11 protein-coding genes are annotated in these 14,374 nt (G+C 67.6%); 7 read left to right on the forward strand and 4 right to left on the reverse strand.

Features of this window, described 5'->3' with window-relative positions:
• The first annotated feature begins 152 nt into the window (after positions 1–152).
• The 3 genes from FHU31_RS11565 to FHU31_RS11575 all read left to right on the forward strand — a co-directional run bounded on the left by FHU31_RS11565 (position 153) and on the right by FHU31_RS11575 (position 4,389).
• A complete protein-coding gene (locus FHU31_RS11565) occupies positions 153–1,490 on the forward strand; it encodes an ammonium transporter (protein ID WP_167158399.1) in 1,338 nt (445 codons plus the stop codon).
• Between the two features lie 5 nt (positions 1,491–1,495).
• Positions 1,496–1,834: a P-II family nitrogen regulator gene (locus FHU31_RS11570; protein WP_003881099.1), complete on the forward strand. Its 339-nt coding sequence runs from the start codon at positions 1,496–1,498 to the stop codon at positions 1,832–1,834.
• A gap of 80 nt (positions 1,835–1,914) precedes the next feature.
• On the forward strand, positions 1,915–4,389 hold the full coding sequence (locus FHU31_RS11575; RefSeq protein WP_167158401.1) for a [protein-PII] uridylyltransferase: 2,475 nt from the start codon (positions 1,915–1,917) through the stop codon (positions 4,387–4,389).
• Here the strand turns inward: FHU31_RS11575 and FHU31_RS11580 are convergent.
• Positions 4,386–4,652 carry a helix-turn-helix domain-containing protein gene (locus tag FHU31_RS11580; RefSeq protein ID WP_167158403.1) on the reverse strand — a complete coding sequence of 89 codons (267 nt, stop codon included), beginning with the start codon at positions 4,650–4,652 and terminating at the stop codon, positions 4,386–4,388. The genes FHU31_RS11575 and FHU31_RS11580 overlap by 4 nt on opposite strands.
• Positions 4,653–4,736: 84 nt before the next feature.
• On the opposite strand from FHU31_RS11580, the gene map reads away from it, so the two are divergent.
• Positions 4,737–5,504, forward strand: coding sequence for a type I methionyl aminopeptidase (gene map, locus FHU31_RS11585; protein WP_167160926.1), 768 nt, complete (start codon positions 4,737–4,739; stop codon positions 5,502–5,504).
• 116 nt (positions 5,505–5,620) lie between these two features.
• Complete coding sequence (locus FHU31_RS11590; RefSeq protein ID WP_167158405.1) at positions 5,621–6,970, forward strand: HNH endonuclease signature motif containing protein; 1,350 nt, start codon at positions 5,621–5,623, stop codon at positions 6,968–6,970.
• Positions 6,971–6,975: 5 nt separating this feature from the next.
• Here the strand turns inward: FHU31_RS11590 and FHU31_RS11595 are convergent, their stop codons facing one another.
• Positions 6,976–9,162, reverse strand: a complete 2,187-nt coding sequence (locus FHU31_RS11595; protein ID WP_167158407.1) for a molybdopterin-dependent oxidoreductase — start codon at positions 9,160–9,162, stop codon at positions 6,976–6,978.
• Between the two features lie 114 nt (positions 9,163–9,276).
• Here FHU31_RS11595 and ffh point away from each other — a divergent pair, with 114 nt between their 5' ends.
• A complete protein-coding gene (ffh, locus tag FHU31_RS11600) occupies positions 9,277–10,845 on the forward strand; it encodes a signal recognition particle protein (RefSeq protein ID WP_167158409.1) in 1,569 nt (522 codons plus the stop codon).
• A 3-nt stretch (positions 10,846–10,848) separates the two neighbouring features.
• On the forward strand, positions 10,849–11,922 hold the full coding sequence (locus tag FHU31_RS11605) for an amidohydrolase family protein (RefSeq protein ID WP_167158411.1): 1,074 nt from the start codon (positions 10,849–10,851) through the stop codon (positions 11,920–11,922).
• Here the strand turns inward: FHU31_RS11605 and FHU31_RS11610 are convergent.
• Both FHU31_RS11610 and FHU31_RS11615 read right to left on the reverse strand, forming a co-directional pair.
• Positions 11,919–13,451: a diflavin oxidoreductase gene (locus tag FHU31_RS11610; RefSeq protein WP_167158413.1), complete on the reverse strand. Its 1,533-nt coding sequence runs from the start codon at positions 13,449–13,451 to the stop codon at positions 11,919–11,921. The two genes, FHU31_RS11605 and FHU31_RS11610, sit on opposite strands and share 4 nt — an antisense overlap.
• Positions 13,452–13,525: 74 nt before the next feature.
• Positions 13,526–14,347, reverse strand: coding sequence for a D-alanyl-D-alanine carboxypeptidase family protein (locus FHU31_RS11615; protein ID WP_167158416.1), 822 nt, complete (start codon positions 14,345–14,347; stop codon positions 13,526–13,528).
• Positions 14,348–14,374: the final 27 nt, after the last annotated feature.

A 14,374-nucleotide genomic window follows, 5' to 3' on the forward strand; every position in this document is an offset into this window, starting at 1 on the left:
CCGGAGAAACGAAACCGGTCGATCCGTTCACGTGCACGAAACGCCAGCGCGTCGTCGGCGAAACAACTACTCGCCAGAGTTCCCTACCAGGTCAACGGTGCCTAACCGTGGCATGTCGAAGGAGGATGCTGGGAGTGGACGGATTTCCGACGATGGGTATACCGGACACCGGTGATACCGCATGGATGCTGGCCAGTGCCGCACTCGTGTTGCTGATGACGCCAGGTCTGGCGTTCTTCTACGGCGGCATGGTGCGGGCCAAGGGCGTGCTCAACATGATCATGATGAGCATCAGCTCCATGGGCGTGGTGACGGTGTTGTGGGTGCTGTACGGCTACTCGCTTGCCTTCGGCAACGACAAGTTCAACCTGTTCGGAGATCCCACTCAGTACTGGGGACTCAAGAGCCTGATCGGGGGCACCTACCTGCAGCTGCAGCCGGAGGACGCGGCGGTCTCCATCCCGTTGGCCGGCACCATCCCTCAGACGGTGTTCGTGGCTTTCCAGGCGATGTTCGCCATCATCACCGTCGCCCTGATCTCGGGTGCGGTGGCCGACCGCCTCAAGTTCGGCGGGTGGTTGCTGTTCTCGGGGCTGTGGGCCACGTTCGTCTACTTCCCGGTGGCGCACTGGGTCTTCGCGTTCGACGGTGTCACTGCTGAGCACGGTGGCTGGATCGCCAACAAGCTCAAGGCGATCGACTTCGCCGGTGGTACCGCGGTCCACATCAACGCCGGTACGGCAGGTCTGGTGCTGGCGATCATCCTGGGCAAGCGTCTCGGCTGGCCCGGAAGCCCGATGCGGCCGCACAACCTGCCCTTCGTGATGCTGGGCGCCGGCCTGCTGTGGTTCGGCTGGTACGGGTTCAACGCCGGCTCGGCGGTGGGCTCCAACGGCATCGCCGGTGCGACGTTCATCACCACGACCGTGGCCACCGCGGCGGCCATGCTCGGCTGGCTGGTCACCGAGCGTATTCGCGACGGTAAGGCCACCTCGCTGGGTGCGGCTTCGGGCATCGTGGCAGGTCTGGTCGCCATCACCCCGTCCTGCTCCTCGGTGAACGTCCTTGGCGCACTGGCCATCGGTGTGATCGCCGGTGTGGTGTGCGCCCTGGCCGTCGGCCTGAAGTTCAAGTTGGGCTTCGACGATTCGCTCGACGTCGTGGGTGTCCACCTGGTGGGCGGCATCATCGGTACGCTCATGGTGGGTCTGGTCGCCGCACCGGAGGCACCCGCGGCGGTCGCCGGCCTGTTCTACGGCGGAGGCTTCGATCAGCTGATCAAGCAGGCCATCGGGGCCGGCGCGGTTCTTGCGTATTCGGCCATCGGTACGGCTATCTTGGCGTTGATCGTGAAATACACCATTGGCCTGCGTCTGGACAAGGAAGAGGAGGCCTCCGGCATCGACGAGTCCGAGCACGCTGAAAGCGGTTACGACTTCGTAGCTGTCGGAACCGGTTCCGTTCTTGGTCGCCACGGCGCGGAGGGATGAGGAAAATGAAGCTGATTACTGCGATCGTCAAACCGTTCACCCTGGAAGACGTGAAGACCGGTCTCGAGCAGACGGGCATCCTCGGGATGACCGTCAGTGAGGTCCAGGGTTACGGGCGTCAGAAGGGCCACACCGAGGTCTACCGCGGCGCGGAGTATTCCGTGGATTTCGTGCCGAAGGTGCGAGTCGAGGTCGTGGTCGATGACTCCGCCGTCGACAAGGTGGTGGACGTCATCGTTCAGGCCGCCCGCACCGGCAAGATCGGTGACGGCAAGGTGTGGGTCAGCCCCGTCGACACCGTCGTGCGGGTGCGCACCGGTGAGCGGGGAGCCGACGCCCTCTGACCGCGGGCTGAGCTGAGGGGTTCTCTCCCGGCCAATTGCAGTAATTGACCGTTTGTTAGGTATGGCCGGGGGAGGACCGAATGACAGAGCAGACACCAGATCCCGCTGCCGGAGCGTCCCGATGGGAGGCGCCGGCAGCGGGATCGCTGCGTCCGGCAACGGATCTGGCCAAGGCGTCCGAACAACTGCTGACCGCCGGTGGGCGCCAGCTCGATTCGGCTGCGCTACGGGCGGCCCTGCTCGATCTCAACGAATTCTGGCTCACCACCAAGGCCACCGAGATCGGCATCACGGCCACGAGTGGTTTCGCGATCGTCGCGACCGGCGGCCTCGGCCGCGGTGAGCTGTTGCCCTACTCGGATCTGGATCTGACGCTGCTGCATGACAACATGCCCGCCGAGATCGTCAGCCAGGTCGCTGATCTGCTGTGGTACCCGTTGTGGGATGCCAATATTCGTCTCGACCACAGTGTGCGCACCGTGCCGGAGGCGCTCAACGTGGCCGCCGAGGACGTGTCCGCCGGACTGGCGATGCTCGATGCCCGGCACATCGCCGGCGATCAAGAGCTGTCCACCCTGCTGATCGGCGGGGCGCGCCGGCAGTGGCGCACGGGTATCGCCCCTCGATTCGAGGAGTTGGTCGAACACGCCCAGGCCCGCTGGCAGCGCAGCGGACAGATCGCGCACCGTGCCGAACCGGATCTCAAGAACGGCCGCGGCGGCCTACGCGACGTCCAACTGCTCAACGCGCTGGCGATCGCGCAGCTCGCCGACGTGTATCCCAGCCGGATGCTGGCCTCGCCCACCGGCACTTTGGGTGGCGCGCATCTGGCGCTGCTGAATGTGCGCACCGAACTGCACCGCATCTCGCGACGCGGTCGGGACCAGGTGCTGGCCCAGTACGCCGACGAGATCGGCGCCTCGCTGCGCATCGGAGACCGTTTCGATCTGGCCCGGATGCTCTCCGACGCGGCCCGCACCGTCAGCTACTACGTGGACGCCGGTATCCGTACGGCAGGGAATGCCTTGCCGCGGCGTGGGTTCGCCGCGTTGCGCCGACCGGCCCGCCGGCCGCTCGACGAAGGAGTGATCGAGTTCGCCGGCGAGGTGATCCTGGCCCGCGACGCCCGACCGGAACGCGATCCCGGGCTCATTTTGCGGGTCGCGGCCGCCTCCGCCACCACCGGACTGCCCATCGCCGCCTCCACGTTGAGCCGGTTGGCCGGCGCCGCACCGGAACTGCGTACACCGTGGCCGCGTGCGGCGCTGAAGGACCTACTCGTCATGCTGTCGGCCGGCCCCGCCGCGGTGGCCACCGTGGAGGCGTTGGACCGCACCGGTCTGTGGGGCCGGTTGTTCCCCGAATGGGGTGCGGTCCGCGACCTGCCGCCCCGCGATGTGGTGCACATCTGGACCGTCGATCGTCATCTGGTCGAAACCGTCTCACGGGCAAGTGCTTTCACCACCCGCGTGGCTCGGCCGGATCTGCTGGTGCTGGGCGCACTGCTGCACGATATCGGCAAGGGCCGCGGCGGCGACCACAGTGTGATCGGGGCCGACCTGGCCACCCAGGTGGGGACCCGGTTGGGGTTGTGGCCCTCGGATATCGAGGTGCTGTCCAAGATGGTGCGCTACCACCTGCTGCTCCCCGATACCGCCACCCGCCGCGATCTGCAGGATCCCAAGACCATCGATCACGTGGTGAACGCCCTCGGCGGTGATCCCGTGCTGCTGGAGTTGCTCCAGGCGCTGGCCGAAGCCGATTCGCTGGCCACCGGCCCCGGTGTGTGGGGAGACTGGAAGGCTTCGCTGATCGGCGATCTGGTGCGGCGGTGCCGGCTGGTGATGGCCGGTGAGTCGCTGCCGCAGCCCGACCCCATCGATCCGCGTTATCTCGCACTGGCATCGGATGCGGGTGTGCATGTCGACCTCGTCCCGGGCGATGGTGCGCATATCCACAACGTCACGATGATCGCGCCCGATCGCCGGGGACTGCTGTCCAAGGCGGCCGGGGTCCTGGCGCTCAACTCGCTGCGTGTGCACTCGGCGTCGGTCAACAGCCATGAGGGCATGGCGATCAACACGTTTGTGGTGTCACCGCATTTCGGGTCGCCGCCGGCGGCCGGACTGTTGCGTCAGCAGTTCATCCTGGCGCTCGACGACGAACTGGATGTCATCGAATCGCTGGAACACCGTGATCGGGATGCGGCGGGCAACACAAGGGCGGGGGAGGTCGTGTCCGCCGTCCCGGTGAACCAGGTCAGTGCCCCGCCGCGGATCTTGTGGTCGGAGGGTTCCGGTCCGAACGAGTTCATCGTGCAGGTGCGTGCCGCTGACCGGCCCGGCCTGCTGGCCCGCCTGACCGCGGTGATCGAGCGCGACGGGCTGGATATCGCCTGGGCCAAGGTCACCACCCTGGGCTCGGCGGTGGTGGACGTCTTCTGTATCACGGTTCCGGTACTGACCGAGGAGACGGCTGCACTTCGCCGCGAGCTCGAGCGCGACCTGTACGGGGTGCTCCCCGCTCCACCCAAGCCGGTGTCCGAGGCCAGCTAGCCCGTATGCCGGAGATCGGCCCGGGTGAAGCAACTCTCGGCGAGCGCGTCGAGTGATAACGGCAGCACGCGGGCCAGTGCCGCGATGGTGCTGAACGCCGGGGTGGCCAGGCGGCCGGTTTCGATCTTGCGCAGTGTCTCCGGGGAAATGGCTGCGGCTTCGGCGACTTCGGCGAGGGTGCGGTTGCCCCGCGCCTGACGGAGTTGTTCGCCCAGGCGCTTGCCGGCGGCGAGTTGTTCTGCGGTCAGCGGGAGGCGCACCATGCGGTCAGCCTACCTCGGACTCGGTATGAAAATACCGATCACTCGGGTACGGTGGTATTTTCATACCGCTCAGGAGGCATGGCTTTGGTGGAGTTGAAGACGGCACACGAGATCGCGGCGATGCACGTCACCGGGACCTTCATCTTCGAGTTGCTCGATGACCTGGCCGGCCGCGCACGCCCGGGGGTGAACCTGCTCGAGCTCGAGGAGCGAGCCCGGGTGCTGATCGCCGAGCGTGGCGCCCAGTCGTGCTACTGGGATTACGCGCCGTCGTTTGGGCGCGGGCCGTTCCGCAATGTCATCTGCCTGTCGGTCAATGATGCGGTGCTGCATGGGCTTCCGCATGACTACGTGCTCGCCGATGCAGACCTGCTGACCATGGACATCGCGGTCTCCATCGACGGATGGGTGGCAGATTCGGCTCGCAGCATCATCATCGGGACCCCGCGAGCCGAAGATCGGCGCTTGATCGCGGCCACCGAGGAGGCGCTGGCGGCGGGTATCGCGCAGGCGCTGCCCGGGAACCGACTGGGGGACATCTCCGCCGCGATCGGCGAGGTGGCTGCCGACTACGGGTATCTGGTGAACACCGAGTTCGGTGGACACGGCCTGGGTCGGACCATGCACGAGGATCCGCACGTCCCGAACATCGGGCGTCGCGGGCGCGGTCTCACCCTGCGTCCCGGGCTGACGCTGGCACTGGAGCCCTGGTTCGCGGCAGGTACCGACCGGATCGTCTTCGACCCCGACGGCTGGACCCTGCGGTCAGCGGACGGTTCCCGCACGGCGCACAGTGAGCACACCATCGCCGTCACCGACGGCGCTGCGCTGGTGCTCACCTCGCGGCCCTAGCACTGTCTCTCGGTGGGCGCAACGTCGAATCGTGTTGTGCGGGTGGATCTGTGGATGGTTTGTTGGGCTGTGGATAACATCTGATCTTGTCGGTGGTTCGTACTAGTGTTCGAGTCATGGAGGGTGTGGTCGATCTGGAGGCGGTGCTCGACAAGCTGTCGGGCACGGTCTTCGACGATGCCTCGGTCACCGAACTCCTCGACATCCAGACAGCGCTGGAGCAGGTGCATCGGCAGATCCCGGCGATACAGCATCGGGTGATGGCGGCGGTGAAAGCCCAAACCAGCCCGGGTGAGTTGGGGGCGCGGAGTTGGCGGGATGCGCTGGGGATCCGGTTGCGGCTCTCACCGACGGAGGCTGGGCGCCGCCTGGCCGAGGGGGAATTACTGGCCCCACGGCGGACGGTGACCGGTGAGCCGTTGGCGCCGGTGTATCCGGGCACCTCGGCCGCCCAGGCGCGCGGGGAGATCACCGCCGAGCATGTCCGCATCATCACCACAACCATGAAGAAGCTCCCGCCACGGGTGGATGAGCCGACCCGCGCCGATGCCGAGGCCCGCCTGGCCGGGTATGCCAGCGCCCATGATCCGGATACCCTGCGCCGGCTGGCCAAGCATCTGTTGGCGGTGCTGGACCCGGACGGGCCCGACCCGAATGCTGACGAGGACGCCGAGCGGGCCGAGGAGCGCCGGACGTTTGTGCTGGGTCCGCAGGACGAGGACGGCAACAGTGCGTTTCATGGCACCGTGACCGCGCAGGGCCGGGCGTATCTGGAACCGGTGCTGGGCAAGCTCGCCGGACCGGGGATGTGCAATCCCGCCGATGAGTCCCCGTGTACCAAGGGCACGCCGTCGCAGGAGGCGATCGATGCCGATACCCGCACCCGCGGGCAGCGTCAGCATGATGCGTTGATCACCGTCGCCCGTGAGGCGTTGATGTCCGGGGACTTGGGTGAGCACAACGGGTTGCCGGTCACGGTGGTGCTCGGTGCCACCGTCACCGACTTCGACGAGGCGATCGGGCACGCGGTGACCGCGGCCGGCAGCCGGGTGCCGATGCGTGAGGTCATCCGTTTGGCCTCGCATTCCTTGCTGTGCCTGGCGGTGTTCGATGACGTGACCGGGCGGCCCCTGTATTTCGGGCGGACCCGACGCTGCGCCAGTGTGGATCAGCGTCTGGTGCTCACCTACCGCGATCGGGGCTGCACCTTCCCCGGCTGCCGGGTCCCGGCCTATGGCTGCCAAACCCATCACGCGGTGCAGGATTTCGCCCAGGGCGGCCACACCGATATCGACCAACTGGTGCTGGCCTGCGGCCCGCACAACCGCCTGGTCACAGACGACGGCTGGAAAACCGTCCTCACCACCACCGGCACCGTCGAATGGATCCCACCACCACTACTGGACACCGGCCAAGCCCGCACCAACCTCTACCACCACCCCGAACACATCCTGGGTGAGGAGTAGTCGAGTCAGCCGGCGGTGACGGTCACCCAGGTGTTGTTCACCGCGGCCGTCCCGGTGAACGCGTCCACCTGATCGGGATCATGCAGCGCATTGACGTTCGCCCCGGGCAGGGCGCTTGCGTGCCGCCAACCGGTGCCCTGATGACCCCAGCCGTGCGGCACCGCGACGGTGCCGGGCCGGATGTCCTCGCTGATGTCCAGCGGCACTTCGATTTCCCCGATGGCCGACGCGACCCGGACGGTGTCACCCTGGGCAAGTCCGCGGGCCAGCGCGTCCTCGGGGTGCATCAGGACGGTGCACTTGTTGTTCCCGCCGGTCATCGTCGGCACGTTGTGCAGCCACGAGTTGTTGCTGCGCAACTGGCGACGCCCGATGAGCTGCAGATCGTACGTGCGCTCGGCACGGTCGGCGGGCTCGCGCAGGTACGCCGCGGCGGCTTGCACGAACTCTGCCGGCGCCAGCGCGACCTTGCGGTCGCGGGTGGCGATGACCTCACGCAGGCGTGGCTGCAGGGGACCCAGATCCAGTCCGCCCCGGCTGGACCGCAGGTCGTTCATGGTGATCCCGCTGCGGCCCCGCCGGAGCCGACCGTACGGTCCGGTCGCCAGTACCAGGGTGGCGACCCGCATCGGGTTGATCGCGTCGATCAACCGGCTGCGCAGTGCCGCAGGCACCCGCCGCAGCGGGGCCGGCAGCAACTCCAGTGCCAACCTGGTGAGAATCTCCCAGTCCTCCTTGGCGCCTGCCGGCGGGGCGAAGGACCGGTGCTGATACCGGACGTTGTTGCGCACACTGAAAACGGTGGTCAGCAGACTGACGTCCGCGCGTTCCAGCGGCGACACCGGCGGCAGGATGAAATCGGCGTGCCGGCTGGTCTCGGTGACGTACATATCCACTGCCACATAGAGATCCAGTGTCGACATGGCCTCGTCGAGGCGGCCGTTCTGCGGGATCGACGACACCGGGTTACCGGCGTAGGTGATCATCGCCCGGATCTGGCCGTCACCCGGGGTGAGTATTTCGTCGGCCATGGCCACCGCGGGCAATTCGGAACGGAACGACTTGTGCCGTCCTGACCGGTCGGTGAACTTTCCGTGTTTGAGGGGAAGGCGCTTGGCCAGGCGGGGGGCATCGACGATCGGTGTCGAGAACATCGTCCCGCCCGGCCGGTCCAGATTGCCGGTCACCGTGTTGATCACCATGACCAGCCAGCTCACCAGGGTGCCGGTCTCCTGCTGGCAGATACCGATCCGGGCATAGATCGCCGCCGATTCCGCTGCGGCGTGCTCACGCGCGAGGGTGCGGATGGTGTCGGCATCCACCCCGGCCCGCTCGGCGACGGCCTCCGGGGTGGCCGAGGCGACCAGCCGCCCGAGCTCGGCCCAGCCGGTCGCCTGTTCGGCGATCCGGGCGGTATCGCAAAGGTTCTCACCGACAAGGACATTCAGCATGCCCAGCAACAGGAACACGTCCCCGCCGGGGCGCACCGCGACATGCTGATCGGCTAACCGGGCGGTTTCGGTCCGGCGCGGGTCGATCACGACGACCTTCCCGCCGCGGTCGCGCACCGCTTTGATCCGCCGTTTGGCGCCGGGCATGATCGACAACGACCCGTTGGACACCGCCGGGTTCGCGCCGAGGACCACCAGCCGGTGCGTGCGGTCGATATCGGTGATCGGCATCAGCACGTTGGAGCCGAACACCCGCCAGGCTGCGTACTCGTGTGGCATCTGGTCGATCGAGGAGGCCGTGAAGAAATTCGGCGTCCGCAGGGCCATCCGCAGCAGCATCCCGTAACCGGCGCCGGAGCTGTGTGCGGCCGGGTTGCCGAGGTACATGCCCACCGACCGGGGCCCGTGGAGCCGGCGGACCCGGCGCAGCCGGGCACCGATCTCGGCGAACGCCTCATCCCAGCCGATCGGCTCGAACCCGTCGCCCACCCGCCGCATCGGGGTACGCAGTCGGTCCGGATCGTCGTGCAGACCGCCCATCGCCGTGGCCTTCGGGCAGATGTAGCCCTTGGACAACACGTCGTCGGGATTGCCCTCGATGCGGCTGACCTTCCCGTCGGTCACCGTCACGTGGATCCCGCAGTGCGCCTCACACAGGGTGCACTGGCTGAGATGAGTGGTGCTCCTGGCCTCGTGCGACGAGTTGCGGACCTCGGGCAGGGGGACGTCGATCGCTGTCATGGGGCCTCCGGCGACTTGGTCAGCGTGCGCTCGCAGACTAGCGCGGGCACCCCGGGCTGCGGGCGCAGTCCGCGTGAGTTCCTCGCCCCTGCGCGCGACCGTTAGGCTTACCAGGTGTTTGAATCGCTGTCTGACCGGTTGACCGGTGCACTTGCTGGCCTGCGCTCGCGGGGTCGGCTGACCGACGCCGATATCGACGCGACCGCGCGCGAGATCCGGCTGGCCCTGCTCGAGGCTGACGTCTCGCTGCCCGTGGTGCGCGCGTTCGTCGGGCGCATCAAGGATCGCGCCAAGGGCGCGGAGGTGTCCGGCGCCCTCAACCCGGCCCAACAGGTCGTCAAGATCGTCAACGAGGAGCTCGTCGGCATCCTCGGTGGCCAGACCCGCCAGATCGCCTTCGCCAAGACCCCGCCGACCGTCATCATGCTGGCCGGTCTGCAGGGCTCCGGTAAGACCACGCTGGCCGGCAAGCTCGCCAAGTGGCTGAAGGCCAAGGGCCACACCCCGCTGCTGGTGGCCTGCGACCTGCAGCGCCCCGGCGCGGTCCACCAGCTGCAGATCGTCGGTGAGCGCGCCGGCGTCTCGGTGTTCGCGCCGCACCCCGGTGTGTCACCGGACGGGGTTTCGATCGACCAGATGACCACCGGCGACCCGGTGTCGGTGGCGGCCGCGGGCCTGGCCGAGGCCAAGGCCAAGCATTTCGACGTCGTCATCGTTGACACCGCCGGCCGCCTCGGCATCGACGAGGAACTGATGGCCCAGGCCGCTGCCATTCGCGATGCCGTGCAGCCGGACGAGACGTTGTTCGTCCTGGACGCCATGATCGGTCAGGACGCCGTCAGTACCGCCGAGGCCTTCGGGTCCGGCGTCGGCTTCACCGGCGTGGTGCTGACCAAGCTCGACGGTGACGCCCGCGGTGGTGCGGCACTGTCGGTCCGGGAGATCACCGGTGTGCCGATCCTGTTCGCCTCGGCGGGGGAGAAGCTCGAAGACTTCGACGTCTTCCACCCGGACCGGATGGCCAGCCGCATCCTCGGCATGGGTGACGTGCTCACCCTGATCGAGCAGGCCGAGCAGGTCTTCGATCAGCAGAAGGCCGAGGATGCCGCCGCCAAGATCAGCTCCGGGGAGCTGACGCTGGAGGACTTCCTCGAGCAGATGCTGGCCATCCGCAAGATGGGGCCGATCGGCAACCTGCTGGGCATGCTGCCCGGCGCCGGCCAGATGAAGGACGCGCTCGCGGCCGTCGACGACAGTCAGCTCGACCGGGTACAGGCCATCATTCGCGGCATGACACCGGCGGAGCGGTCCGATCCGAAGATCATCAACGCGTCCCGCCGCCTGCGCATCGCCAATGGCTCCGGTGTCAGCGTCTCCGAGGTCAATCAACTCGTGGATCGGTTCTTCGAGGCCCGCAAGATGATGTCGCAGATGGCCGGGCAGATGGGAATGCCGTTCAGCCGCAAGAACTCTCCGCGCAAGGCGGCCAAGGGTAAGAACAAGCAGGCGGGTAAGAAGAAGGGTCGCGGCCCGACGCCGCCGAAGGTCGCCAATCCGCTCGGCGTGGGCGGTCTGCCCGCGGGCTTCCCGGATCTGTCGAATATGCCCAAGGGCCTCGACGAACTGCCACCGGGCCTGGCCGACTTCGACCTGTCCAAGCTGAAGTTCCCGGGCCAGAAGTAACCCATGGTGCTGCACGTTCGCGGCCGGGGCCTGCCCGACGGCGAGGAGGTGCAGTGGTGGATCCACCAGGGTGTGTTGTCGGCGGAACCGATCGCCGGCGCCCACACCGTTTTCGGGGCTGACGGGGCTGGCGGCTGGATCATCCCGGGGCTGGTCGACGCCCATTGCCACGTCGGGCTCAAGCCCGGTGGCGCCACCACATTCGATGAGGCCGTCGAACAGGCCGAGGCCGAGCGTGACGCCGGCGCGCTGCTGCTGCGCGATGCCGGATCCCCGGTGGACACCCGCAGTTTCGACGACCGGGCGGACCTGCCGCGGATCATCCGCGCCGGCCGACACCTGGCCCGGCCGAAGCGCTATATGCCGGGCCTGCCCATCGATATCGAGGATGAGTCGCAGCTGCCCGCCGCCGTCGCCGAACAAGCCCGTTGGGGCGACGGCTGGGTGAAGCTCGTCGGCGACTGGATCGACCGCGGGATCGGCGATCTGGCCCCGCTGTGGTCCGACGACATCCTCGTCGAAGCCATCGCCGCCGCGCACGCCAACGGCGCCCGTGTCACCGCCCACGTGTTCGGCGAGGACGCCTTGCCCGGCCTGATCAATGCGGGCATCGACTGTATCGAGCACGGCACCGGCATCACCGAGGACACCATCGACCTCATGCTGGAGCACGGTACGGCGCTGGTACCCACCTTGATCAACATCGAGAACTTTCCCGGGATCGCCGATGCGGCAGGCAGATACCCGTCCTACGCCACCCATATGCGCGAGCTGTACGCCTCATGCCATCAGCGCGTCGGCGCCGCCCACGAGGCCGGGGTGCCGATCTTCGCCGGTACCGACGCCGGTGGGATGGTGGCGCACGGCCGGATCGGTGACGAGATCGCGGCACTGCGGTCCGTCGGCCTGAGTGCCACCGACGCTCTGGGGGCGGCGTGCTGGGATGCCCGTGCCTGGCTGGGCCGGCCGGTGCTGGAGCACGGCGCGTCCGCGGACCTGTTGTGCTTCGCCGAGGATCCCCGGGTGGCCGGTGTCGGGCATCCGGATGTGGTGATCCTGCGTGGGCGGGTCTACTAGTAGACGTCGCGCACGTAGCGATGGGACTTCACGAGGTCGTTGACGTAGGTGTGCGCGGCGTCGGCGTCCATGCCGCCGCCTCGTGCCACGACCTCGTGCAGGGTGGCGTCGACATCCTTGGCCATCCGGTCGGCGTCGCCGCACACGTAGACGTACGCGCCGTCGGCCAGCCAGCTGAAGAGTTCCTCGGCATTCTCCGACATCCGATGCTGCACATAGACTTTGGCGTCCTGGTCGCGGGAGAACGCCAGGTCGAGCCGGGTCAGCGCGCCCGAGTCCAGGAAGCCGTCCAGTTCCTCGCCGTACAGATAGTCGGTGGCCCGGCGGCGGTCGCCGAAGAACAGCCACGCGCGGCCTGCCGCGGCGGTGGCCTCGCGCTCCTGCAGGAAGGCGCGGAAGGGGGCGATGCCGGTGCCGGGCCCGATCATGATGATCGGCACGTCGGGGGCGGGCAGCCGGAAATTGTGGTTGGGGCGCAGGTGGACGCGGATGCGGTCGGCGCGGTCGGCCAGGAAGGTCGACGCGACGCCGCGGTGATCGCGGCCGGCACCGGGATAGCGCACCGAGGCCACCGTCAGGTGGATGCGCTCGGGGTGGACCAGCGGGCTGGAGGCTATCGAGTAGTCGCGGAATCCCAACGGGCGCAAGGTATCCAAGACGTCCTCGGTCTTGAGTCCGGCGCGCTTGATGAGGTCGAGGACATCTTCTCCGTAGGCGGCCGGACCGGCCACATCCTGCAGCGCGCGTGACGGCGTGCGGATCTCCAGCCGCTCGCTCAGCAGCACACCGAGCGGTTCGTCGTGGTCGGGCACCAGGTGATCAGGTCCCACGCCGAGCTCGGTCAGGATGAGTGCGACCAGCGCCGGGTCGTTGGTGGCATGCACCGCCAGGGAATCGCCGGCCTGGTAGGTGATGCCCGACCCGGCGAGATCCACCTCGTAGTGGCGCACCTCCTTGTCGGATTCGGCGGCGGTGAGCAACCTGTTCACGACCAGCGCCGCCTCGAACTCCTCATGGCGTTCCCGGCCGGGCGCCGGTGCCGCGACGGCCTCGGCGGGTGCGGTGGCGCCACGCTCGGCGGTCAGGATCTTCACCACATCGGCGGTCCACGCCTTGGCCGGCTGTTCGTAGAAACCGTCCACATCCACCCGGTCGACGATTCGGGTCGCCCCCAGCTGCTCCAGCTTCGCGTCGAGCAGCTTGCCTGCGTTGCAGAAGAATTCATACGAGCTGTCGCCGAGCGCCAGGACCGAGAAGCTCAGGTTCTCCAACCGCTCGGTGCTGGATTCGAGCGCCTCCCAGAACAGCGTCGCGCTATCGGGGAAGTCACCCTCGCCGAAGGTCGACACGACCGCGATGAAATGAGTGACCGACTGCAGTTCGGCGACCTCGACCTGGTTCAGTTCGATCGCCTCGGCCTGGATGCCCAGCGGCGCGACCGATTCGGCGAAGGTCATCGCGGCATCCTCGGCATTGCCCATGTCCGTGCCGAAGGCGACGATCATCGATATCTCTGCAGTGCCGGTCAACTCGGTTCCCCTCAATGTGCGTCCGCAAAATTAGGGTCACCTTACTTGATAGGCGGTGCTGCGCGGCGGCCACCTTATGCGGACCGGCTGAAACCCCAGTCGAGCAGATCGATCGCCTGTCCGTACAGATCCCCGTTGCCGTACATCTGTACCACCACCAACCGGCGATCACCCCGCTGGGCGGCGCCGACGTAGGTGTGCTGGGCCAGGTTGGTGTATCCGGTCTTGCCGCCCAGGTCGCCCGGATAGCGCCTCAACAGCTCGTTCTGGTTGGTGAGCACGCGACCGGGGAACTGCGCCGAGGGCTCCCGCATGATCTGTGCGATGAGCGGATAGGTCAGAGCCGCTCGGAAGATCACCGCCAGATCGTGCGGTGTCGTCACCGTCTCCCAACCGGGACCGTCCAGTCCGGAGGGGGAGGAGGCCCTGGTATGCCGGGCGCCGAGCTGTTGTGCCTTGGCGTTCATCCGCGCCACCGCCACCTTTTGGCCGCCCAGCATATCGGCCAGCATGTTCGCCGCGTCGTTGCCGGACACCATCAGCAGCGCCTCCAACAGTTGGCGTGTGGTGTAGGCCTGGCCGGGTTTCAGTCCTACGCAGGAACATTCGACCTTGGTGTGGGAGGCGTTGGCGCGCGCGAAATTGTCCGGCCGCAGGTTGTCCAGTACGACGGTGGCCAGCAGCACCTTGATGGTGCTGGCCGGGGCATAGCTGCCGTAGGGATCCTGGGCGGCCAGCACGGCCCCGGTGTCCAGGTCGGCGAGCAGCCAGGCCTTGGCCGGGCCGTTGGCGAACGCCTGCACGCCGGCGAGTTCGGCGTCCGGGGCCGCATAGGCGACCCCGGCGCTCAGGGCTGTGGTCACGGTGAGCAGCGTCGCCGTCAGGAGTCTTCGCACGCGCGTCGAGATTACGGCGCACAGGAC

It is taken from the genome of Mycolicibacterium fluoranthenivorans, assembly GCF_011758805.1.
GTDB lineage: Bacteria > Actinomycetota > Actinomycetes > Mycobacteriales > Mycobacteriaceae > Mycobacterium > Mycobacterium fluoranthenivorans.